The following is a 22067-nucleotide window of genomic DNA, read 5'->3' on the forward strand; positions in this document are numbered from 1 at the left end:
TCACCCGGCGAACTCGCCCGCGGCGCGGCCCGGCGGGCGACGGGAGCGCTCGCCGGGCCGTGCGTCACAGGCGGGGGTCGACCGGTTCCGACTCCAGGGCGAGGACGGCGAAGACCGCCTCGTGGACCCGCCACAGCGGCTCACCGCCCGCGAGCCGTTCCAGCGCCTCGACTCCGAGCGCGTACTCGCGCAGCGCGAGCGACCGCTTGTGTCCCAGGGAGCGCTGCCGCAGCCGCTCCAGGTGGTCCGGGCGCGTGTACTCGGGTCCGTAGATGATCCGCAGGTACTCGCGGCCGCGCACCTTGATCCCGGGCTGGACGAGCCGTCCCCTGCCGTCCCTGGCCAGGGCCTGGAGCGGCTTGACGACCATGCCCTCGCCGCCCGCGCCGGTCAGGTCGAGCCACCACTCGACACCGGCGCGCACCTCGGCCTCGTCGCCGGTGTCCACGATCACCCGCCGGGTGCGCTGGAGCAGCCCGGTCGGGTCGTGCTCGACGAGCCGGTCGAGCCAGGCCAACTGCTCGTCGTGCGGCACGCCGGCCAGGCTGCGGCCCTGCCCGGCCAGGATCTGGAACGGCGCGATTCGCACCCCGTCCAGGCCCTCGGTGCTCCAGCAGTAGCGCCGGTAGGCGTCGGTGAACGCGGCGGCGTCGACGGCCCGCTCGCGCTGGCGGCCGAGCAGGTCCGCCACCTCCACGCCCCGCTCCGACGCGGCCGTGAGCGCCTGGAGGGCGGGCGGGAACACCGCTCCCGACGCGGCGCCCACCGCCGCGTACTGGGAGCGCAGCAGGCCCGACGCCTTCAGCGACCACGGCATCAGCTCGGCGTCCAACACGAGCCAGTCACTGGCGAGTTCGTCCCAAAGGCCGGCTTCGGTCACGGCCGACCGCAGCCGCCGCAGGATCTCCTCGGTGACGGCCGCGTCGTCGAAGAAGGGCCGTCCGGTACGGGTGTGCAGCGCGCCGCTCACACCCCGCACCCCGAACCGCGCGTGGGCCGCCTCCTCGTCGCGGCACACCAGCGCCACCGCCCGCGAGCCCATGTGCTTCTCCTCGCACACGACCCGCCCGACGCCGTCCTTGCGGTACTGCTCGAACGCCTCGGCCGGGTGCTCCAGGAAGCCGTCCTGCCGCGAGGTCGCGGTCGGGGACATGGTCGGAGGCAGATAGGTGAGCAGCCTCGGGTCGACGGCGAACCGGCTCATGACCTCCAGCGCCGCCGCCGCGTTCTCCTCGCGCACGGCGACGTTGCCCATGAGCCGGGTGTCCAGGATCCGGCGCCCGCGCACATCGGCGAGGTCGAGCGGCCGGCCCTCGTGGCCGCCCGGCGCCTCGGTGGCCAACGGCTTGGCCGGCTGGTACCAGACCCGCTCCGCCGGCACGTCGACCAGCTCGCGCTCGGGCCAGCGCAGGGCGGTCATCCTGCCCCCGAACACGGCGCCCGTGTCCAGGCAGATGGTGTTGTTGATCCAGGAGGTGTTCGGCACGGGGGTGTGTCCGTAGACGACGGCGGCCCGGCCCCGGTAGTCCTCGGCCCACGGGTAGCGCACCGGCAGGCCGAACTCGTCGGTCTCGCCGGTCGTGTCCCCGTACAGCGCGTGCGAGCGCACCCGGCCCGAGGTGCGGCCGTGGTACTTCTCCGGCAGCCCGGCGTGACACACGACGAGGTTGCCGCCGTCGAGCACATAGTGGCTGACCAGGCCGTCGATGAACTCCCGCACCCGCTCCTTGAAGCTGTCGTCCTCCTTCTCCAGCTGCTCGATGGTCTCGGCCAGACCGTGGGTGTGCTGGACGTCGCGTCCCTTCAGGTAACGCCCGAGCTTGTTCTCGTGGTTCCCCGGCACGCACAGCGCGTTGCCGTCGGCGACCATGCCCATGACGCGGCGCAGCACGCCGGGGCTGTCGGGGCCCCGGTCGACGAGGTCTCCGACGAAGACGGCGGTGCGGCCCTCGGGGTGGACGCCGTCCACGTAGCCGAGCTTGCCGAGCAGCGTCTCCAGTTCGGAGCGGCAGCCGTGGATGTCACCGATGATGTCGAAGGGGCCGGTGAGGTGGGTGAGGTCGTTGTAGCGCCGTTCGATGGTGATCACGGCGTTCTCCACCTCCTCCACCGAGCGCAGCACATGCACCTTGCGGAAGCCCTCACGCTCCAGGCCGCGCAGGGAGCGCCGCAGTTCACGCCGGTGGCGCGTGATCACATGGCGGGGCATCGAGGCCCGGTCGGGACGCCGCGCGTTGCGCTCGGCGCACACCTCCTCCGGCAGGTCCAGGACGATCGCGATGGGGAGCACGTCGTGCTCGCGGGCCAGGCGGATGAGCTGGCGTCGGCTCTCGGCCTGCACGTTGGTGGCGTCGATGACGGTCAGCCGTCCCGCCGCGAGCCGCTTGCCCGCGATGTGGTGGAGCACGTCGAAGGCGTCGGCGCTCGCGCTCTGGTCGTTCTCGTCGTCGGCGACCAGGCCGCGACAGAAGTCGGAGGACAGGACCTCGGTCGCCTTGAAGTGCCGGCGGGCGAAGGTGGACTTGCCCGAGCCGGAGGCGCCGACCAGGACGACCAGCGAGAGGTCGGTGACGGCCAGCGTCCTGGTGCCGTCCGGGGTGTGCGCAGTGGGTTCGGTGATGCCGGTACTCATGCCGCCGTCGCCTCCTTCGGCGTGTGGTGGGGGGTGGATTCGAGGGCGCCCGAGGCGGACCGCTCCTCGCGCGAGGTGGATCCGCCGGCTCCCGTCAGGGTGAACACCGCCATCTGGGTGGGCGGGCCCACCTCGGGGTCGTCGGGTCCGACGGGCCCGAACTCGACGCCGTAGCCATGGTGTTCGGCCACCGCGCGCGCCCACTCCTGGAATTGCGGCCGGCTCCATTCGAAGCGGTGGTCCCCGTGGCGCACGTGTCCGGCCGGCAGGGTCTCCCAGCGGACGTTGTACTCCACGTTCGGCGTCGTCACGATCACCGTGCGCGGCCGCGCCGAGCCGAACACCGCGTACTCCAGCGCCGGCAGCCTCGGCAGGTCCACATGCTCGATGACCTCGCTGAGCACCGCCGCGTCGTATCCGCCCAGCCGCTTGTCGGTGTACGCGAGGGAGCCCTGCGTCAGCTTCACCCGCGCCGCCTGCCGCTCGGTCATCCGGTCGAGCCCGAGGCGGCGCGCCGCGACGGCGAGGGCCCGCATGGACACGTCCACGCCGACGACCTCGGTGAAGCGCGGGTCGGCGAGGAGGGCCCCCACCAACTGCCCCTGCCCGCAGCCGAGGTCGAGCACGCGGGCCGCCCCGGCCGACACGAGCGCGGCGACGATCGCGCTCCGGCGCTGCGCGGCCAGCGGCACGGGCCCCTGGGGCGTGTCGCTGTTCTCGTCGACGGAATTGTCGACCTCTTCCACGTCCAGGCCGTCGGCCTCGGCCAGGCGCACCAGTTCAAGGCGCTCCATCGCCTGGCGCGCCAGGCTCCGGCGCCGCGCCAGATACCGGCTGGTGATCAGCTCCTGTTCGGGGTGGCCCGCGAGCCAGCCGTCGCCGGCCCGCAGCAGCTTGTCCACCTCGTCGGGCGCGACCCAGTAGTGCTTGGCGTCGTCGAGCACGGGCAGCAGGACATACAGCTGCCGCAGCGCGTCGGCCAGCCGCAGCTCCCCTTCGAGCACGAGGCTCACATAGCGCGAGTCGCCCCACTGCGGGAACTGCTCGTCCAGCGCGACGGGTCGCGCGCTCACCGTGTCCCAGCCGAGCGGCCCGAACAGCTTGTGTACGAGATCGGCGCCGCCGCGCGCGGGCAGCGCGGGCACCTCCACGCGCAGGGGCAGCGCGGTGGCCGCCCGCTCCGGCAGCGCCGCGCACACTCCGCGCAGGGCGCTCTTGAAGACGCTGGACAGGGCGACGGACATCAGCGACGAGGCCGCGTAGGGGCGGTCGTTGACGTACTGCGCGAGCGCCGCGTCGGGCGCGCCGCCCCGGCCCTTGCCCGCGCCACGCCGCACCAGCGCCACGGGATCGACCTCCAGGAGCAGCGCGGCCGTGCAGCGCTCGGCGCTCGCCTCCGGGTAGAAGACGTGCGCCGTGCCGTGGGAGGTGGAGAAGCGCTGCGCGTTGTCAGGGTGCTTGTGCAGCAGAAAACCGAGGTCGGTCGCGGGGCGGTCAGGGGTGCCGGTGGTGGTGATGGTCAGGAACACATGTCCGAGTATTACCTGGTCCGGGCCCCTTGCACCAAAAGATTTCGCTACGGATGGCGGCCCTGGACGCGGGCCGCGAGCGCGGCGATCCGCTCCGGTCCGACCCGGCAGCAGCCACCGATCAGGCGTGCTCCCGCAGTTGTCCACTCCCCGGGCGACGCCGCGTCGAACGTCGCCTCGCCCGTCCAGCTGCGCCGCCCCGCGTCCCAGCGCTCGCCGCTGTTCGGATAGACCACGACCGGCTTGCCGGTGACCGACGCGGCAAGTGGCACCGCGCGGTCGGCGTCCTGTGGCGCGCAGCAGTTGACCCCCACCGCCACCACGTCCTCGCGGCCCCTGGCGAGCGCGAACGCCGACGCCAGATCCTGCCCGGCCCGCGTGCGCCCGCCCTCGACGCTGTACGAGAGCCAGACCGCCACCCCGCACCCCTCGATCACCCGCAGCAGCGCCTCGGCCTCGTCGATGTCGGGCACCGTCTCCAGGGCCAGCACGTCCGGCCCCGCGGCCACCAGCGCCTCGATCCGGGGACGGTGGAACCGCTCGAGCTCGCGCACGCTCAGCCCGTAGCGCCCCCGGTACTCGCTCCCGTCGGCCAGAAAGGCGCCATAGGGCCCGACGGAGGCCGCCACCCAGACCTCCCGCGCCGCCCTGGCAACACCCTCGGCCCTGGTGGCGTCGCCGGGTCCTGAAGCGTCGCCGGGGCCGAGGGCGCCGCCAAGGTCGGATTCGCCGCCCGGGCCCGACGCGCCGCCCGGGCCGGACGCGCCGCCGGAACCGGGCACGGTTTCGCCCAAGTCTCCTGCCGCGCGCGCCAGTTGGACGCTTCGGGCCAGCAGCTCCCCGGCCTCGCGGCGGCTCATCCCCCGCCGCGCGAACCCTTCATACGTGGCCTGGTAGCTGGCGGTGGTCAGGACCTGGGCGCCCGCCCGTACGTACGCCGCGTGGGCGGCCAGGATCTGCCCCGGGTCGTCCGCGAGCAGCCGGGCCGACCACAGCTCGTCGCTCAAGTCGCAGCCCTGAGCCTCCAGTTGGCCGGCCAGGCCACCGTCGAGGACCACCGTCCCGTGCGCGAGGGCGGCCGCGAGGCTCCGGGCGGGACGCACGTGGCTCAGGCTCCGGTCAGCTGCGGCAGCACCCGCGAGGAGATGAGTTCGAGGTGGTCGAGGTCGTGGAGGTCGAGCAGTTGCAGATAGATGCGGGAGGAGCCGGTCGCCTCGTACTTGCCGATCTTCTCGACGACCTCGGCGGGCGAGCCCGCGAGTCCGTTCGCCTTGAGTTCTTCCACCTCCCTTCCGATGGCGGCGGCCCGGCGGGCCACCTCCGCGTCGTCCTTGCCCACGCAGACCACCAGCGCGTTGGAGTACACGAGGTCGTCCGCCTTGCGCCCGGCGGCCTCGGCGGCCGCCCGGACCCGGGTGAACTGCCGCTCGCTGTCCTCGACGGAGGCGAACGGGATGTTGAATTCGTCGGCGTACCGCGCGGCCAGGCGCGGGGTGCGGGTCGCCCCGTGGCCGCCGATCAGGACGGGCACCTTGCTCTGCGCGGGCTTGGGGAGCGCGGGCGAGTCACTGAGCTGGTAGTACGTGCCGCGGTAGTCGAAGGTGCGGCCCACTTCGGTGGCCCACAGGCCGGTGACGATGGCCAGCTGCTCCTCCAGCCTGGCGAACTTCTCCTTGGGGAAGGGGATGCCGTACGCCTTGTGCTCGTCCTCGAACCAGCCGGCGCCCAGGCCCAGTTCGACCCGGCCGCCCGACATCTGGTCCACCTGGGCCACCTGGATGGCCAAGACCCCCGGCAGCCGGAACGTGCCGGCGGTCATCAGGGTGCCGAGACGGATGCGCTTGGTCTCGCGGGCGAGGCCGGCCAGCGTGATCCAGGCGTCCGTCGGGCCCGGGAGCCCGTCAGCGGTGCCCATCCGCAAGTAGTGGTCGGACCGGAAGAAGGCGTCGAAGCCCAGGTCTTCGGTGGCCTTGGCGACGGTCAGGAGGGTGTCGTATCCCGCGCCCTGCTGGGGCTCGGTGAAGATGCGCAGATCCATGCCTCCATCCTGCACCGTGGGACCGCCGTCAACCGCGCTCGCCGCTCTCCCGCGACGAAAGCCCGGTCGGGTGAATATGTGGCGATGTGATGGTTCGCCGCCCTCGTGCTCAGTGACGTCGGCGCCCAGCGTTCGTTGGCTCGGGCGGAGCCGGAGCGCCCGGCCCGCGTGTCGGCGGCCGTGGCCGGTGTGCCGACCGATTCCCCGCCCTGCCCGCTCCCGCGGGAGGGCCCGGGCCGAGGAGGCCGCCATGTCCCAGGAAGCCGGGCCGGAACAGAGCGCACCGCGACAGTGCGTGCCCCAGCAGTCGCCGCCGTCGCCCGCGCCCGGGCAGAAAGGCGCGCCCAAGGGGCTGTTGCGGCAGATGGAGGAGCTGATGGCGGCGCTGAGCGCGGACCTGACGCAGCTCGACGCGGACCATCAGTCCACCCAGCCCGCCACCGACGCCACCCCGCCCCCGTCCCCGCCCGGGAGCGAGCCGCGCGGCGCATGAAGCCGGGCGCTTGGCCTTGGCCTTGGCCTTGGCCTTGGCCTTGGCCGTTCGACGCGCCGGTCGACGCGCGGTCATGGCGGCCCCGTCGAATCGCGTACAGCCTCGGGCGATCTCTCCTGGTGGCGCAGGGTCAGGCGGCGCAGCATCCCACGGACGCGGTCGCCGGATTCGTCGGCGGCGTCGATGGCTTCCATGCACTGCCAGTACAGCCCCTCGTCGTCCGTGGCGCAGGCCACCGAGACGAGTGCCATGGCGACGTCACCCAGCAGGGCCCCGAGGGACGTCAACGCCGTTGCCGCGTCCGGCACGTCGGACAGCTGGACCGCGCGGACGCCCGCGCGCCGCGTGCCGGGGTGGTCCAGGACCGCGCAGCCCCGGGCGCCCGCTTCGCTCAGGCCCCGGGCCTCGCCCCGCAGCTCCGGCGGGCCGGTGGCCGCGAGGTGCCCGCCGATCGCCTGGGCCAGCGCCTGTGCCTGCCAGGCCTCGGCCACGACGTCGAGCACCGCCCCGCTCTGAGCCAGCGCGTACCTGCTGACGTTCAAGAGCCTCACCGCATCCATGCCATGCCCCCGATTCCGCGACGGACCCGACGTCCGCGTCCACTACCTAGAGTGAGCTTCGGTGAGCCAGAAAGCCAGAGGAAATCGGAAATCTGTGCACAGCAAGGCGATTGTGAGTATCCCGGTCACTCGAAAGTGTGACTCTCCGTATCCGACGGGGGGTTGGGCGGGGCGGTGGCCGCTCCGGGGACGGGGAAGCGGAGTTCATTGCGGTCGATCTTGGCGGCGAGCGCCGCGAGGACATCGATGCCGAGGACGTCGCAGAACTGGAGCAGATAGGCGAGGACATCGGCGACTTCGTCGGTGACGCGGTGGGCGGTGTCCGGGTCCCTCATCACCGCCTTCGACTGTTCGGGGGTGAGCCATTGGAAGATTTCGAGCAGTTCGGCGGCCTCGACGCTGAGCGCGGCGGCCAGGTTCTTCGGGGTGTGGTAGGGCCCCCAGTCACGGGCGGCGGCGAAGGCGGCGAGCCTGCGTTGCAGGGCCGTCAGGTCGAGTCGGTTCACGGTCGCAGGTCTACCACTGTCGCCCCGGCCTCACGGGCACCGGCCGCGTCGCCGACGGCGGCGAGCAGCCGCAGATGGCCCCGCGCGCACATCTCGGCCGCCAGCGTGAGCAGTTCGCGGGCCTGCCGGGGGTCGAGCGCCCGGTCGAGGCCGTCGGCGAGGACGGTCAGGGTCTGCATGGCCCCGGGGACTTCGGCGACGGGGTCCACGGCGAGGACGCCGGGACCTGTGAGCAGGACCAGGGCGAGGGCGAGATAGCGCAGTTCGCCCTCGCCGAGGCGCCCGACGGGGGTGCCGTGCAGGTGGGCGCCGCGCGCGAGGACGGCTCGTAACGTGCCGTCGGCGAGCTCTTCGGTGGTCAGGCCGGTGACGGGACCCTGGCAGCCCACCCTGGCCGCGGCGACAAGACGGCCGTGGCGGATGGCGCATTCGGTACGGGTGCGCAGCAGGACCTCGGCGAGGTTGTCGCAGCCGCGCCTGAGCCGGCCGCCGTCGGCACCCCGCAGGGGCGCCACCGGTTCGCGTATGTGCTGGGGCTGGGGGTCGCAGGGGAACACCGAGCGCAGGGCGAGGACGACTTGCTCGGCGGCGGCCAGGACCTGCCGCTGCCCCTCCGTCTTGCCCGCGACGCGCAGGGGCAGCAGCGCGGTGCCGAGGCGGTCGTCGGGCAGGGGCGCGCGGGTGACCGGGACCGTGCCCGCGGTGTGCCAGGCCGCCTGGACGGTGGAGCGCCCCGGGTCGCGCAGCGCGGTGCTCAGGAGGGTCTGCCCCCGGCTCGTCAACCGCTCGCCCACGATGCGCAGTTCGGGTTCGGCCTGGACGGCGAGGTCGAGGCGTACGGGTCCGGCCGGACCGTCCACCGTGCAGCCGACGCGGAAGCCCCGGCGGCCCTGCGCGTCGGCACCGGCGCGTTCGGGCACACAGCCGGCCGGGTCGCGGAAGACCGATCCGAGCGCCGCGCCCGAGCCGAGCCTGGCCAGGGCCTCGAACGCTTCGAGGACGCTGGACTTGCCGCTGCCGCTCGGCCCGGTGACCAGGGTGAGGGGGCCAAGCGCGATGGCCGTGCCGCGGTGTGTCCTGAACGCCGAGAGCCGCAGCTCGGTGACGGTGGGTCGATCGGGGCGGCCGGTTTCGTCACGGGTGGTGGTCATGGCTGGGACCGTACGCAGCCCGAAAACTGACGAACCGTTCCGCCTCGGCGGCCTTCCTACGAATGAGGGACGGCGCGGCGGTGCGGGACGGTCCTTGGGGGGGCGGCGGAGACGGGGCCGGGCCCCCTAGGGGACGGCGGCCGCCGCGATGCCTTCGACCTCCGTGCCGGCCGGGGCGAGCAGGAAGACGTTGCGGTCGACGCGGTGCATCGCGCTGCCGAGGCCGAAGACGACCCCCGTGCTGAAGTCGAGGATGCGTTTGGCGACTTCGGGGTCGGCGCCGGTCAGGTCGAGCAGGACAGGGATCTGGGCCATGAGGTATTCGGCCACTTCACGGGCGTCGGCGAAGATCTGTACCCGCAGGACGACGAAGCGCCGCTGTTCGACGGTCGCGTAGTCCCCGGGGATGGTCTGGTGGTCGACTCTGGACGGCCATTCGTTGCGGCCGCGCAGGGGAACGACCTGGGCGAGGCCCTCCCACTGTTCGTCGGTGACGTCGTACCTGCTCACCGGACCACCTCGCCCACGTGCTGTATCTGCATCCGGCCATGATGACGCCGCTCACCCGTTCAGCCCAACTTCGACACGGCTGCGGGAGTGTCGGCCATGACTCATTCGCCCGGGGCCCGGCCGGGCCGTGCCGCGCGGACGCCGCCGTCAGGCGCAGGACGGGCACAGCCCCCGGTAGGTGACGTCGGCCCCCGAGAGGGTGAAACCGAAGCGTTCCTCGGGGGGCAGACCGGCCAGGGGGTCACCGGTCGGGTGGACGTCGCGGATGGTTCCGCAGCCCGAGCACACCAGGTGCTGGTGGGGGCGGTGGGCGTTCGGGTCGTAGCGCTTGGCGCGGCCGTCGGTGGAGACCTCCATGATCTCGCCCAGCACGACCAGCTCGCCCAGCGTGTTGTAGACGGTCGCCCGGGAGATCTCGGGCAGGATCCGGGCGGCGCGGACGTGCACCTCGTCGGCCGTCAGATGGACGTGCTCGCCGCTCAGGACCTCCGCGACGACGCGGCGCTGGGACGTCATCCGCCAGCCGCGCCCTCGCAGCCGATCGACCAGGTCGCTCATGCAGGTTCACCTGTCCACGGGTCGGGATGGGGGTTTCGGGGTGCGGCCCGAGGGACGCGCCGGGTGCGCGCGGCCCGAGGGAATATGGGCTTGGTGGACTTCTTGACTTGGATTGGGTCCATCGTAGGATCGATACCGGCGCTAGCCTAGGGTCAAGAAGGACGCAGCACAGCACCAACGCGACACACCATCTGGAGACTTCGTGATCGGGCATCGTCGCCGCGACGGCGCGGAGCACCGGCTCCCGGCCGCGTGCCGTCCGCCGCGCCCCGCCGGGCGCTGCCCGCTCGGGCGGTCTCCTCGCGCTCGCCGCGCCGCCTTTCCGGGCGCGTGATCATGTGGGCCGTACGCTTTCGCGAGCCGTGTACGCCGCCCCGCCTGCCCACCGCCCCGTCCGCGACGCGGCGTCCCCGCCCGGCCCGGCCGCCCCGCGCCCCGGCCCTCTCACCGCCCTCAGTTCCTGAGCAATGTGATCCACCGAGCCAAGAAGGATTGCCATGTCCGAGAACCCCGATGCAATCGTCACCGATGCCAAGACGGAGGGCACAGGCGGCTGCCCGGTCGCGCACGAGCGCGCCCCGCACCCGACGCAGGGCGGCGGCAACCGCCAGTGGTGGCCGGAGCGGCTCAATGTGAAGATCCTCGCCAAGAACACCGCCGTGTCCAACCCGCTCGGTGAGGACTTCGACTACGCCGAGGCCTTCAAGTCCCTGGACCTGCCCGCGGTCAAGCGCGACATCGCCGCGCTGCTCACGGACTCGCAGGACTGGTGGCCCGCCGACTTCGGCAACTACGGCCCGCTCATGATCCGTATGGCCTGGCACAGCGCGGGCACGTACCGCATCAGCGACGGCCGCGGCGGCGCCGGCGCCGGCCAGCAGCGGTTCGCCCCGCTCAACAGCTGGCCGGACAACGTGAGCCTCGACAAGGCCCGCCGGCTGCTGTGGCCGGTGAAGAAGAAGTACGGCCAGAGCCTTTCCTGGGCCGACCTGCTGGTCCTCACCGGCAATGTCGCCCTGGAGACGATGGGCTTTGAGACCTTCGGCTTCGGCGGCGGCCGCGAGGACGTCTGGGAGCCCGACGAGGACGTGTACTGGGGTCCCGAGACCAACTGGCTCGACGACAAGCGCTACACCGGCGACCGCGAGCTGGAGAACCCGCTCGGCGCGGTCCAGATGGGCCTCATCTACGTCAACCCCGAGGGCCCCAACGGCAACCCCGACCCCATCGCCGCCGCGCGTGACATCCGCGAGACGTTCCGCCGGATGGCGATGAACGACGAGGAGACCGTCGCCCTGATCGCGGGCGGTCACACCTTCGGCAAGACGCACGGCGCGGGCCCCGCCGAGTCGGTGGGCAACGACCCCGAGGCCGCCTCGCTCGAGCAGCAGGGCCTCGGCTGGAAGAACACCCACGGCACCGGTGTCGGCCCGGACGCGATCACCAGCGGCCTCGAAGGCATCTGGACCAACACGCCGACCACCTGGGACAACAGCTTCTTCGAGATCCTTTTCGGCTACGAGTGGGAGCTGTTCAAGAGCCCCGCCGGCGCCCACCAGTGGCGGCCGAAGGACGGCGCGGGCTCGGACACCGTGCCGGACGCCTTCGACCCGGCCAAGAAGCACGCCCCCACGATGCTGACCACCGACCTCTCGCTGCGCTTCGACCCGGCGTACGAGCAGATCTCGCGGCGCTTCCTCGCGGACCCGGCGGCGTTCGCGGACGCGTTCGCCCGCGCCTGGTTCAAGCTGACCCACCGCGACATGGGCCCCGTCGTGCGCTACCTCGGCCCCGAGGTGCCGTCCGAGGAACTGATCTGGCAGGACCCGCTGCCGGCGCGGACGTACGAGCTCGTCGACGCCCAGGACATCGCCTCCCTCAAGGAGCAGGTGCTGGCCTCGGGCCTCACGGTCTCCCAGCTGGTGTCGACGGCGTGGGCCTCCGCGTCGTCGTTCCGGGGCAGCGACAAGCGCGGCGGCGCCAACGGCGCCCGCATCCGCCTCCAGCCGCAGCTCGGCTGGGAGGTCAACGAGCCCGACGAGCTCGCGACGGTCCTGCGGACGCTCGAGGGCATCCAGTCCTCGTTCAACTCCGCGCGGAGCGGCGGCAAGCAGATCTCCCTCGCCGACCTGATCGTGCTGGCCGGCGCGGCCGGTGTCGAGAAGGCCGCGAAGGACGGCGGCACCGCGATCGAGGTCCCCTTCACGCCGGGCCGCGTGGACGCCTCGCAGGAGCAGACGGACGTGGAGTCCTTCGCCGCGCTCGAGCCGAGCGCCGACGGGTTCCGCAACTACCTGGGCAAGGGCAACCGTCTGCCGGCCGAGTACCTGCTGCTCGACCGCGCCAGCCTGCTGACGCTCAGCGCCCCCGAGATGACCGTTCTCGTCGGCGGTCTGCGCGTGCTCGGCGCCAACCACCAGCAGTCGCGCCACGGCGTCTTCACCGAGAACCCGGGCTCGCTGACCAATGACTTCTTCGTCAACCTGCTCGACCTGGGCACGACGTGGAAGTCGACGTCGTCGGACGAGTCGACGTTCGAGGGCCGTGACGCCTCGGGCGACGTCAAGTGGACGGGCACCCGCGCCGACCTGGTCTTCGGCTCCAACTCCGAACTGCGCGCGGTCGCGGAGGTCTACGCGAGCGACGACGCGAAGGAGAAGTTCGTGCGGGACTTCGTCAAGGCGTGGGACAAGGTCATGAACCTGGACCGGTTCGACCTCGTCTGATCGCGCCACCCGCCTGCCCGCCGCCCGCCTTCGGCCCACAGCCGGGGGCGGGCGGCGGCGCGTGCGGACCGCCCGGTTCCGCGCCGGTGGCCGGGGCGGGGCACCGTCGTCGGCGCCCCGGAACCGGACGGCGACTTTGCGCCAAACAACCACGCGGGACACGGCTCATACGTTCGGTGGCGCGAACGGCTCATTAGGCTGGGGTGGCATGGAGCGGGGCGTCTGGGGGCGGTCCGATGCCGCTCCACGCGGGGGCAGGACGCGTCCGCGGGCCTGCCCGCCCGGCGGGCCACCAGGGCGCGGCGCCCGCCGCTCCCGCGCGCTCCCGGCCGGCCGGGAGGCCCGGCGGTGACTGGTTTGTGCAGGAGGAGAGCGCCCTTCCAGCGTGCTGTCCCCGGCGATCGTGGAAGGTGGCGGAGGAGAAGTGCGGACAACCGGCGCATACGAGGAGCTGCAACGCAGGTGCATCGCGATCCTGCGTGATCTCGGCGTGGAGCGGTCCCTCCCCTTCGACGCCGTCCGCGCCCGGGTGGAAGAACTCAGGGGCCGACCCCTGGTGCTGAGGGAACTGCCCGAGGAGGCCGCGCTGAGCGGGGTCTGCGGGCTCTGGCTGGGCACGGACGCGGCCGATTACATCTTCTACGAGGCCAGGACCGCGCCCCTGCACCGGGAGCACATCATCCTGCACGAGATCGGCCACGTACTGTGCGATCACCGCAGGGACGTGGCCGCCCAGGCCGGTGACCTGGCAGGCCCGGGGACCGGCGATCTTCAGCCACAGCTCGTCAGACGCCTCATGGCCCGGAGCAGTTACAGCACCCAGGAGGAACAGGAGGCGGAGATGATCGCCAGCCTGATCCAGAGCGCCGGCAAACCCAGCCGTCTGGCAGGGCCCATGGGCCGGCTCGGCGCTTTCCTCGGGCTGGCGGTCGACGGTGCTGAATGAGCTGGAGGAGGCCGTCGGCCTGTGCTCGGTCTTCGTGCTGTGGGCCGCCCTGATCTGGCGGGCGGCGCCCGCGCTGCGCCGCCCGGCCCAGCGCGGGCTCTGGCTCACCGTCTTCGCCGCGACCACCGCCATCACGCTGTTCCAGCCCAGGGTCGACCAGTGGCTCATGTCCGCCGGGGCCGGCGCCCATCCGGTGTCGCTGACCCGCAATGTGCTGGGCGTGCTGAGCGCCGGCCTGGTCCTGCTCTTCGTCGTCGACACCACGCGCTCGCGGCGGCTGCGGGGCACCGTGATCGTCGGGCTCGCGGCGGCGATGGGCTCGCTGCTCGTGCTCGACCGTTTCGGCATCGACCAGTCGGGCTCGCAGATGGACCTCCAGGGGCCCGCCGACCCCTCGACCCTGTACTGGCTGATTCTCGTCGCGGCCCATCTGCTCGGTGACGCCGTCGCCGTCGTCGTCTGCTGGGACTACAGCCGGCGCGCGGACGACCGCGATCTCGTGTGGTCGCTGCGGCTCTTCGCGGCCGGCAGCGTCCTGGCCATCGTGTTCTGGTGCGGCTACCTCTTCAATCTGTGCTTCCACACCCCCGGTACGCTCCCCTATCTGTCCCTGGTCATCAGCGTCCACGGTCTCTTCCGCGCGGCCTCGCTGCTCGTGCCGACCGCGAGCGGGCTCGCGCGCTGGGTGTCGTCGCTGCGCACGACATGGCGGCTGTGGCCACTGTGGCGCGATCTGGTCGTCGCGGTGCCCCAGGTGACGCTGACCGAGCCGCAGCGCCGCCGGATCCAGGATGTGCTGTGGCCGCGCTCTCCCCTGGCGCTCCAGGCCCACCGCCAGACCATCGAGACGTACGACGCGATGCTGGAACTCCAGCAGTACGTCCGGCCCGACGCCTATGAGCAGGCGCTGTGCCGGGCCCGCCGCGCCGGGACGCGCGAGGACCGGCTCGCGGCGGCCGCGCTCGCCGGGGCCCTCGACCAGGCGCGGCGGGCCAAGCTCGACGGCGCGCAGCCGTCCGCGCCGTGCCCGCTGCCGGGCATGGACCGCGGCAGCACGGTGACGTTGCTCGCGATCGCGCGGCTGTGGCCCTCGGTGTCCCGGTCCGCCCACGGCTCTGCGGACCGCGTCGAGGCGGCGCGGCACTGATCGTGGCCCAACGGCCCATGGAGCGTGGCCAGTTGGGCGGGCGCACGGGCCGGGGTCAGAGTCCCGCCGCGTCGCGGGGCGTGATCTGGAAGTCGAACGCGAAGGTGCCGGGGTCCAGCGCGGTGGCGCCGCCGTCGACGGTGAGCACCGCGCCGTTCACGAAGGAGGACGCCGGCGAGAGCAGCCAGGTGATCGTCTCGGCGACCTCCCTCGGGTCGGCCGGCCGGCCCAGGGGCAGCAGACTGGTCGCCTGCGCGTAGGCCGCCTCCCTGCCGCCGTCCTCGCCCTCGCCCGTCAGGCCCGCTTCCTGGGCGAAACGCGTCATGCGCCGGTCGGCCATCTCGCTCCGTACCCAGCTGGGACACACGATGTTGGAGCGCACCCCCTGGCGCCCGTAGTCGACGGCGACGGAACGGGCCAGTTGCAGCAGGGCGGACTTGGAGACGGCGTACGGCACGTTGCCACGCCCGTTGAGCAGCGCGGAGACCGACGCGACGGAGACCACGGCGCCCCGGGACTCCAGCAGGTGCGGCAGCGCGGCGCGGAGCAGAAGCAGGGGGCCGGTGACGTTGGTCCGCATGACCTCGTCCCAGTCCGCCATCGACAGGTCGCCGACCGTACCGCCGCGTCCGATGCCCGCGTTGAGCACGATGCCGTCGATGCGCCCATGGGCGTCGAGGGCGGCGCGCACCAGGCCCTCGGCGGCCTCGGGCGTGCCCACGTCGCAGGGGTGCGCCAGGGCGCCGGTCTCGCTTCCGAGGCGCCGCAGCGGTTCGTCGCGGCGTCCGGCGGCGATCACGGGGTGCCCGCCCTCACGGAGAAGGCGGGCGGTCGCCTCCCCGATGCCGGAGCCCGCACCGGTCACGATGACTACTCGCTTGTCGTTCGCGGTCCTGTCGTTCAACGCGGTCCTGCCTTCTGTTCGAGTACGTACGGCGCATCCGTCCGCATCGTAGATCGCGCGGCGCGAGCGGTAGTTGATCTTGAGTCAGGGTGGCTCGTTCCGGCCCGTTCCCGGGCCGGTTGCCTTCGGTCGGCCGATCCGCACCGTATCCCTCAGCCGTGCAGCGCCACGCACGCGCGCAGCAGCGGTTCGAGGCGCAGCTGGGCGCCTTCGTGGTCGAAGACCTGGAGGGCGTCCAGGCAGGTCACGATCCACCGCGCCTCCTCCTCGTCGACCTCGCCCCCGACCGCCACCGCGGTCATCCCGCTCTCCCAGTCGAACCATCCGTCCTCGTACTCCTTCACCAGCGCCCGGTATCCGCTGGCGAGGGACGGGTCCGCGTACAGGCCCGTGTCCGTGGCGAAGGCGTGGGCGCGCGCCCGGTCGGAGCGCAGGCCGGCCAGACGGCGCAACGCCTCGTCGGGGTCGCCCAGTTCACGGTGCGACCGGTGGGCCTCGGCGACCAGGCACGGCCAGCCTCCCGACAGCTCACGCAGCCGGTCGAGCCGGTCCTCGCGCTGGAACATGTCGACGCGCTGCGCCCATCCACGCAGGCTGCGCCGGTCGTGGCGGCGCAGTACCACCGGGACGGCCGACGTGGCCTCGTCACCCGTCAACAGGGGCCGCCACAGGGACAGTTGCGTGGTGTCGGTGACCAGGACCACCGCCCGGGCCACCCCCGGCGTCAGGGGCAGCAGCGTCTGGGCGAGGTCGACGGCCTCACGGCAGGTCTCGGGACGCACCGGATCCCGGTAGTTGACGAAGTCGCTGATGACGACGCGACGTTCCCGGGGCCGTCCGCCGGTGAGCTCCTGCTTGTAGGCGCTCGGCTTGCCGACCGGGGGCAGCGTCCAGCCGGCGATGCCCGCGGTCAGCGTCCGCAGGGTGTGGGCGACGTCCCCCACGCCGGTGGCGGGGCTGCCGAGAACGACCCTGGTCTGGTTGGAGCGCCGGCCCAGGAGGTCGTCCAGCTGGGTGTTGGTGAGCGGCGCGGGGCGGCCGTCGGACAGCTCGGGGCGGCCTTCCTGCACGATGCTCTCCTGGAGCTCGCACTCCTCCTCTGCCCTCAGCAGGCGGGCCTCCACCTCGTTCGACGTGCCGATCATGCGCAGGGCGTTGGGACCGCGCAGATGCCAGCCGAGGCCGTCGTGGTTGGGCGCGAGGACGCCGAGGCCGACCATCTCGGAGAGGTAGGCGCGAAAGCCCTCGGTGTCGAGCTGTTCGAACCCCTTGCGCCAGTACGTCTCGCACTCCTCGCGCAGTTCGATGTCGCTGAGCCGCACTTCCAGACCCCGGTGGCGGGCGTGGTAGGCCAGCACGTTGGCGATCACGTCATAGCGGTGGTCGAGGCTGAGGGTGTCCTTGAACGCCGCCGAGATGCTGTCGCGCAGGCCGGCGTCCGACTCCACGACCTCGATGTCGGCGAGCTCCACCGGGTACGGCGGCCCTTCGGCGCCGCGCCGTGCCCGCTTGCGGTGCATCAGCTCCACCAGCCGGTGGCCGAACATCTGGAGCAGGAAGGGCTGGTAGGAGCAGTAGCCGAGCACCCGGTTGACCAGGTCCATGTCCTGGAACTCGAAGCCGAGCGCGCGCATCGGCTCGACCAGGAGCTCGGCGGCGAACTGGGGGGCCAGCGGACCGATCACCTTCGGGGTCTGCGCGAGATGGCCGAACGGCCCGTTGCTGGCGAGCTTGGCGAAGCGCTGCACCGAGTGCAGCCCGGCGAAGACGACCTTGGCCCGGTCCTTGGTGTCGTCCCCCAGACCTTTGAGCTTCTTCGTCTGGTTGAACCGGGGCGCGTCCGCCTCGAAGAACTGGTCGCACTCGTCGAGCAGGATCAGCAGCCGGCGGCGCGAATCCGCGTCGGTCCAGGCCCGGATGCCCGCGCGCACGCGCTCGGACATGTCGGCGACGTCCTTGGCGGACCTGCGGCCGGGCGCCGGGCTCAGCACGCCCGCCTCGGTCAGCTTGCGGTCGAGCACGCTCCAGAGCGCTTCGGGGCCGAGCGAGCTGCCCTTGCCGATGTTCTCCTGGTCGAGGTTCACGTACACCGCCTGGTGGTAGCCGGGGCGCTGTTCCTCGAACTTGTCCCCCGCGTCCGCGAGCAGGGCCGACTTGCCAAGACCCCGGCCGCCGTAGATGACCTGGGTGCCGCGCGGGTCGATGATGGACTTGCGTTCGGCGTCACGGCCGTAGAACATCTCGCCGCCGATCCGGCCGCGCTTCTCCCTGATGTACGGGTTGACACCGGAGAACGGCAGCAGGGTCTGCGTGGCGGTGCTCACCTGGCGGTTGCCCTGGGCCGCGAGGTAGGCCAGGGCGGCGTCGTCCACGACGAGCAGGGGCTGCAACCGGTCGGAGGCGACGGCCAGTTCCACGCGCGCCTCGGGGCTCAGCGTGCCGAAGTACGCGACGAGGAGGGCCGCGCCGCTGGTGTCACGCTCCGCGAGACTCATGACGACCTTGGCCGGCGGGCGCCCCCACACCATCAACACCCGCAAGGTGCCGCCCTGTTCGCGGATCTGTGACCCGAACGCGGGCGCCTTCGCCCGGCCGTTGATCTCCACCTCGGTCGCCTCGAAGAAGCGGTACTCGCGCCGGCGCAGATTGGGCGAGCGCTCGTCGAGCGGCCGCGCGCTCTTGGCGTCGTAGCCGAGGAGCTTGAGCAGCGGCGGCAGCTGGCGTCGCCCCGAGACCTCCAGACGGTCCTTGGGTTCGGTCGCGCCGAGCTCGCGCCAGCCGTCGAGGGCATCGGCCGCCAGAGCGGCCTCGTCGGTGGACAGGGCGCCGTAGTCGAGGACGGGGAGCGTCGGATGCTTGGCGCCCGAGCGCACCAGGTCCACGAGGGCGCGGTCGATGCCCCGGGGCAGGCCCGCGGACACCGCGGGGAAGAACTCCGTCAGATGGGGCTCACTGCCCTCGATCTCCGGTACGGGTTCGCCGATCTCCAGGAAGTAGACGAGGTCGGCGGCGGTGGCCAGGCCTCCGGTGTCCAAGTGGCGCAGGACCTGGGCGCGCCCGTCCTCGGTGAGGTCGAGGGCGTCGAGCCGCGCCCGGATGCGGTCGGCCGCCTGCCTGCGGAACTCGGGCAGGTCACCGCGTACGGTGTCCAGGGCGCGGCGCACCTTCCGCAGATCGCGCGTGGCGCTGCCGTCGAGCCGGTCACGCGCGTCGGCGAGCAGTTCCTGGAGGCGCAGGTCCTGGTCGTCGGTGACGGCGCCGTCGGCCTGCGCGCGGTGCAGCTCGGCGACGAGTTCGTCGTGCCGGCCGCGCAGTCCGGCGCGGCGGGCGGCCTCCCGCTCGTCGATCACGGCGAGGTCGGGCGCCGTGAACTCACCGCCGGGCGCGCCGGGCAGCAGCCCGCGGTCGGCCAGTTCGGCGATCGTACGGGCCGCGGTGAACGCGTCGCGGGACAACCGCTCGTCGAGGGCGTCCTGCCAGGTGCGGTCGACGGCGGTGAGGAGCAGGTCGAGGCCGGGCTGCTCGGCGGTGGTGTCACAGACCTTCAAAAGCTCCGCGTCGAGCACCGTCTCGGGGGCGAGTGAGCCGCCGGAGCGCGGGGGCGCACCGGCGCCGGACAACAGGGCGAACAGCTCCTTCATCGAGTCGCGGGCCGCCCAGGCGGTCGCCGCGGCGAGCGCGCCCGAGCGCCGTGCGAGCAGTTCGAGCTCGGCGAGCAGCGCCTCCTCGCCGTCCAGGAGCGAGCGGCGCAGGGAGGAGATCTCCTTGATCGCCCGGTTGCCGTCCACGCGGTCGCCCCGGCGGATCCCCTCGACCGCGAGGCACCACTCCTTGGCCAGACCGACGGCCCGCTCCACCAGGTGCACCAGGTCGTGGCGTCCGGCGCCCTGCAAAGGCTTGCCGCTGGAGCGGTACTTGCGGTCCATGCGGTCGATCTCGTTGTTGATCTCGGCCAGCTTCGAGAGGCGTTCGACCTGCTCGGCGACCCCCGGCACCGCGTCGCGCCGGTCGCGGACCACCGTCGTCAGGAGCGAGCCCAGCATGCCCCCCTCGGGGGCGAGCCACCGCTTGGCGATCTCCGTCGCACGGGCGAAGCGGAGCCTCGGCGGCACGAGCAACGCGCTGCTCTGCTCCCCCAGTTCGCGCAGCCTGGCCTCGGTCTCGGAGACGTCGGCGATGACGACCAGCGGGGAGGCGATCATGAGCACCCCGCTGAGCGCGCGGTCGGCGACGGCGGTCGCGGCCTCGGCAAGCCGCTCGGGCAACCGGGGCATCAGCGCCTTGAGCTGGGCACCCGCCAGATGGTCCCCGGTGATCAGCGCGGTACGCAACAGGGCGGGGAGCAAAAGGAGTTCGCTGGCCTCGGCGTCGCGGCCGGCCTGCCCGCCGTACTGTTGCAGCACGCTCGTGGTCAGCCGCGCGCCCTGGCTGTCGCCGGAGGTGAGCAGCGCCGCGGCGCCGGCCAGGCGGAGCGCCGCCACCTGCGGCTCGGGGTGGGTGGCGGCCCGCGCCAGGTGGTGGGCGAGCCCGAAGCGCCGCTCGACGACGAGCCGCGCGAGGACCCGCTCGACCTCGGTCACAGCGTCATCACTCGCGGGGGTCGCGGCAAGGTCACCGGGAGCGGACGCGCGCCGGTCGCCCCGGTCGCGCTGGCTGCCCTGGTCACGCGGTGCGACGGCGGGCTCGGGGGCGCCGGGGGCGGAGCCGTCGAGGGTGGGGGCAGGGGCGTCAGGGGGATCGGCGGGGCCGCCCGGGGCGCTGAGGGGTGCCTGTCCGTTCACGGTGGGGGCCGTGTCGGGAGAGGTCGCGAGGATGGCGGCCATGGCGGCCGGGACGAGCTCCGGCTCCACCTGGTCCGCCAACTCCGGCTCACTCGCCGGGAGTTGATTGGTCGCCGCCGCCTGCGCCGGTTCTTCGCGCTCGGCCGCGGGAACGGACACCTGGTCCGCAGTCTCCGTCAGGCGGTCGGGCTCAGCGGCACGCGACTTCTCGTCCCGCGCCGGCTCGTGTGCGGCGTCCGCCGGCCGCGCGGAAGGCGGTGCGGGGGCCTGTGGCGCGGTGGCCGGTCCGGGCGGGTCCTGCGCCAGGGTCAGTTCGGGGGCCATCACCACCGCCGTGGCCCACGTGGGCATCCCCCGCACGATCTGGGCCTGAAGGGCCAGGATCTCCACCGCCGCGTCCGGTTGCCGGCCGAGCCGGATGAGCTGGGCCAGCGCGGTGAGCGCGGCGCACTCGTCGCGCTGGGCCTGTTCCCACACCGGCAGGTCGAGCAGCCGGCGGGCCGCGTCCCGAACGGCCGCCGCGACGGGGGCGGCGGGGCCCTCCGGACGGCAGGCGGTGACACCGAGCAGTTCGCGCAGCGGCTCCCGCGTCCTGAGGTCGTGTTCGTACGCCGCCCGGTGCGCGGCGGCGGCGCGCGTCATGTCGTCGAGGCGGCGCGGCACGCTTTCGATCCCGGCCGCGCGCAGCGTCGCGTCCGCGCTGTCGAACGCGGCGCCCAGAGAGGCCAGCACGGCCACGTCCCCCGCGTTGGGCGGGCATCCGTCCGCGACCGCCTCCGTCACGTTCCGCGCCGCGCCGCGAGCGCGGGTGAGGGCCGACCCGAGCTCCCGGCAGGCCTCCTCCGGCTCCTTTGCCGTGGGGGCCGGGCCCGGCCGACCGCTCCGGCCCTCGTCGTCGGCCCGCGCGCCGGTCGCCTCGCCCGGGACCGCGATGGGCGCGGACTCCCGCTCCTGCCGCGCCCCGGGTACGAAGCCCGGGTGCGCCGCGACGACCGCCCGTGCCGCGTCGCCGACCGCCGCGAGCCGCGCCTTCTCGTCCTCGTCGGCCGTCGCGATGAACCAGTCCTGTTCGGCCGCCCAGGCCAGGATGCCCGCGTGCGCGACGGAGGCGTCGCACCACGCGAGCACCGCGGCCCTGACCAGCGTCGCGCCCCACCGCGACACCGGGTCGGCAGGGGGCGCGCCGTCCGGCGTGACGGCGTAGGCGGCGACCTGGTCGATCACGGTCTGCGTGAGGCCCCTGACCCCGCTGCCACAGGCGTGCTGGCGGACGTCGCGCCGCATCCGTGCCAGCACGTCCTGGCACAGGGCCGCGCCGGCCCGGCGCGGGGCCGCCATCCGGATCCCCAGGTGGCCCAGCAGCCGCTGGCGGTCCCTGGGCGCCAGGGAGTTGAAGGCGAGCTCCACCATGTCCACGGTCAGGTCGTCCAGGGAGGAGGCCGGGGACGTGAGGGCGTTGAGGGCGGCGGCCAGATCCGTCAGCTCCTCCAGTTCCCCGGGTGAGGACTGCGAAGGGGACAACGGCGGCCCCGTCACGACGTGATAGCGGTCGGGCATGTACACGTACTCCGTTTCTTTGGTGGGTT

15 protein-coding genes are annotated in these 22067 nt (G+C 73.0%); 4 read left to right on the top strand and 11 right to left on the bottom strand.

The window, feature by feature from the left end:
• Positions 1-64 precede the first annotated feature (64 nt).
• The 4 genes from ACFYM2_RS32865 to ACFYM2_RS32880 are packed head-to-tail and all read right to left on the bottom strand — an operon-like array spanning position 65 to position 6199.
• A complete protein-coding gene (locus tag ACFYM2_RS32865) occupies positions 65-2632 on the bottom strand; it encodes a polynucleotide kinase-phosphatase (protein ID WP_388841266.1) in 2568 nt (855 codons plus the stop codon).
• Entirely contained in the window at positions 2629-4161 is a 1533-nt protein-coding gene (locus tag ACFYM2_RS32870; protein WP_359002864.1) for a 3' terminal RNA ribose 2'-O-methyltransferase Hen1, read from the bottom strand. The genes ACFYM2_RS32865 and ACFYM2_RS32870 overlap by 4 nt, the downstream gene beginning before the upstream one ends.
• Positions 4162-4208: 47 nt before the next feature.
• Positions 4209-5264 (bottom strand): homocysteine S-methyltransferase, encoded by a 1056-nt coding sequence (mmuM, locus tag ACFYM2_RS32875; RefSeq protein ID WP_388841269.1) that lies wholly within the window; start codon positions 5262-5264, stop codon positions 4209-4211.
• A gap of 5 nt (positions 5265-5269) precedes the next feature.
• The gene (locus tag ACFYM2_RS32880; RefSeq protein ID WP_350233171.1) at positions 5270-6199 is read right to left on the bottom strand and encodes an LLM class F420-dependent oxidoreductase; all 930 of its coding nucleotides are present in this window, start codon (positions 6197-6199) and stop codon (positions 5270-5272) included.
• A 250-nt stretch (positions 6200-6449) separates the two neighbouring features.
• On the opposite strand from ACFYM2_RS32880, the gene ACFYM2_RS32885 reads away from it, so the two are divergent.
• The gene (locus ACFYM2_RS32885) at positions 6450-6692 is read left to right on the top strand and encodes a hypothetical protein (RefSeq protein ID WP_388460336.1); all 243 of its coding nucleotides are present in this window, start codon (positions 6450-6452) and stop codon (positions 6690-6692) included.
• Between the two features lie 71 nt (positions 6693-6763).
• On the opposite strand, the gene ACFYM2_RS32890 is transcribed toward ACFYM2_RS32885, so the two are convergent.
• From ACFYM2_RS32890 to ACFYM2_RS32910, 5 genes are all read right to left on the bottom strand, one after another.
• Positions 6764-7252, bottom strand: coding sequence for a DUF6099 family protein (locus ACFYM2_RS32890; protein ID WP_388841272.1), 489 nt, complete (start codon positions 7250-7252; stop codon positions 6764-6766).
• 125 nt (positions 7253-7377) lie between these two features.
• Entirely contained in the window at positions 7378-7758 is a 381-nt protein-coding gene (locus tag ACFYM2_RS32895) for a nucleotide pyrophosphohydrolase (RefSeq protein ID WP_359002874.1), read from the bottom strand.
• Positions 7755-8909 carry an AAA family ATPase gene (locus ACFYM2_RS32900; RefSeq protein WP_388841275.1) on the bottom strand — a complete coding sequence of 385 codons (1155 nt, stop codon included), beginning with the start codon at positions 8907-8909 and terminating at the stop codon, positions 7755-7757. The genes ACFYM2_RS32895 and ACFYM2_RS32900 overlap by 4 nt, the downstream gene beginning before the upstream one ends.
• Before the next feature lie 126 nt (positions 8910-9035).
• Positions 9036-9419 (bottom strand): cell division protein SepF, encoded by a 384-nt coding sequence (locus tag ACFYM2_RS32905; RefSeq protein WP_350233166.1) that lies wholly within the window; start codon positions 9417-9419, stop codon positions 9036-9038.
• 147 nt (positions 9420-9566) lie between these two features.
• Positions 9567-9977, bottom strand: a complete 411-nt coding sequence (locus ACFYM2_RS32910; protein WP_359002878.1) for a transcriptional repressor — start codon at positions 9975-9977, stop codon at positions 9567-9569.
• A 497-nt stretch (positions 9978-10474) separates the two neighbouring features.
• Here ACFYM2_RS32910 and katG point away from each other — a divergent pair, with 497 nt between their 5' ends.
• The 3 genes from katG to ACFYM2_RS32925 all read left to right on the top strand — a co-directional run bounded on the left by katG (position 10475) and on the right by ACFYM2_RS32925 (position 14796).
• Positions 10475-12703 (top strand): catalase/peroxidase HPI, encoded by a 2229-nt coding sequence (gene katG / locus ACFYM2_RS32915; RefSeq protein ID WP_388841277.1) that lies wholly within the window; start codon positions 10475-10477, stop codon positions 12701-12703.
• 424 nt (positions 12704-13127) lie between these two features.
• A complete protein-coding gene (locus ACFYM2_RS32920) occupies positions 13128-13649 on the top strand; it encodes a regulator component (RefSeq protein WP_359002882.1) in 522 nt (173 codons plus the stop codon).
• Positions 13639-14796, top strand: coding sequence for an MAB_1171c family putative transporter (locus ACFYM2_RS32925; RefSeq protein WP_388841280.1), 1158 nt, complete (start codon positions 13639-13641; stop codon positions 14794-14796). The genes ACFYM2_RS32920 and ACFYM2_RS32925 overlap by 11 nt, the downstream gene beginning before the upstream one ends.
• A 55-nt stretch (positions 14797-14851) precedes the next feature.
• Here the strand turns inward: ACFYM2_RS32925 and ACFYM2_RS32930 are convergent, their stop codons facing one another.
• Complete coding sequence (locus ACFYM2_RS32930) at positions 14852-15700, bottom strand: SDR family NAD(P)-dependent oxidoreductase (RefSeq protein ID WP_388841283.1); 849 nt, start codon at positions 15698-15700, stop codon at positions 14852-14854.
• A 152-nt stretch (positions 15701-15852) separates the two neighbouring features.
• Complete coding sequence (locus tag ACFYM2_RS32935; protein ID WP_388841285.1) at positions 15853-22038, bottom strand: hypothetical protein; 6186 nt, start codon at positions 22036-22038, stop codon at positions 15853-15855.
• Between the last annotated feature and the right edge of the window lie 29 nt (positions 22039-22067).

Origin of the sequence: Streptomyces sp. NPDC006711 (genome assembly GCF_042869775.1) — a bacterium.
Taxonomy (GTDB): Bacteria; Actinomycetota; Actinomycetes; order Streptomycetales; family Streptomycetaceae; genus Streptomyces.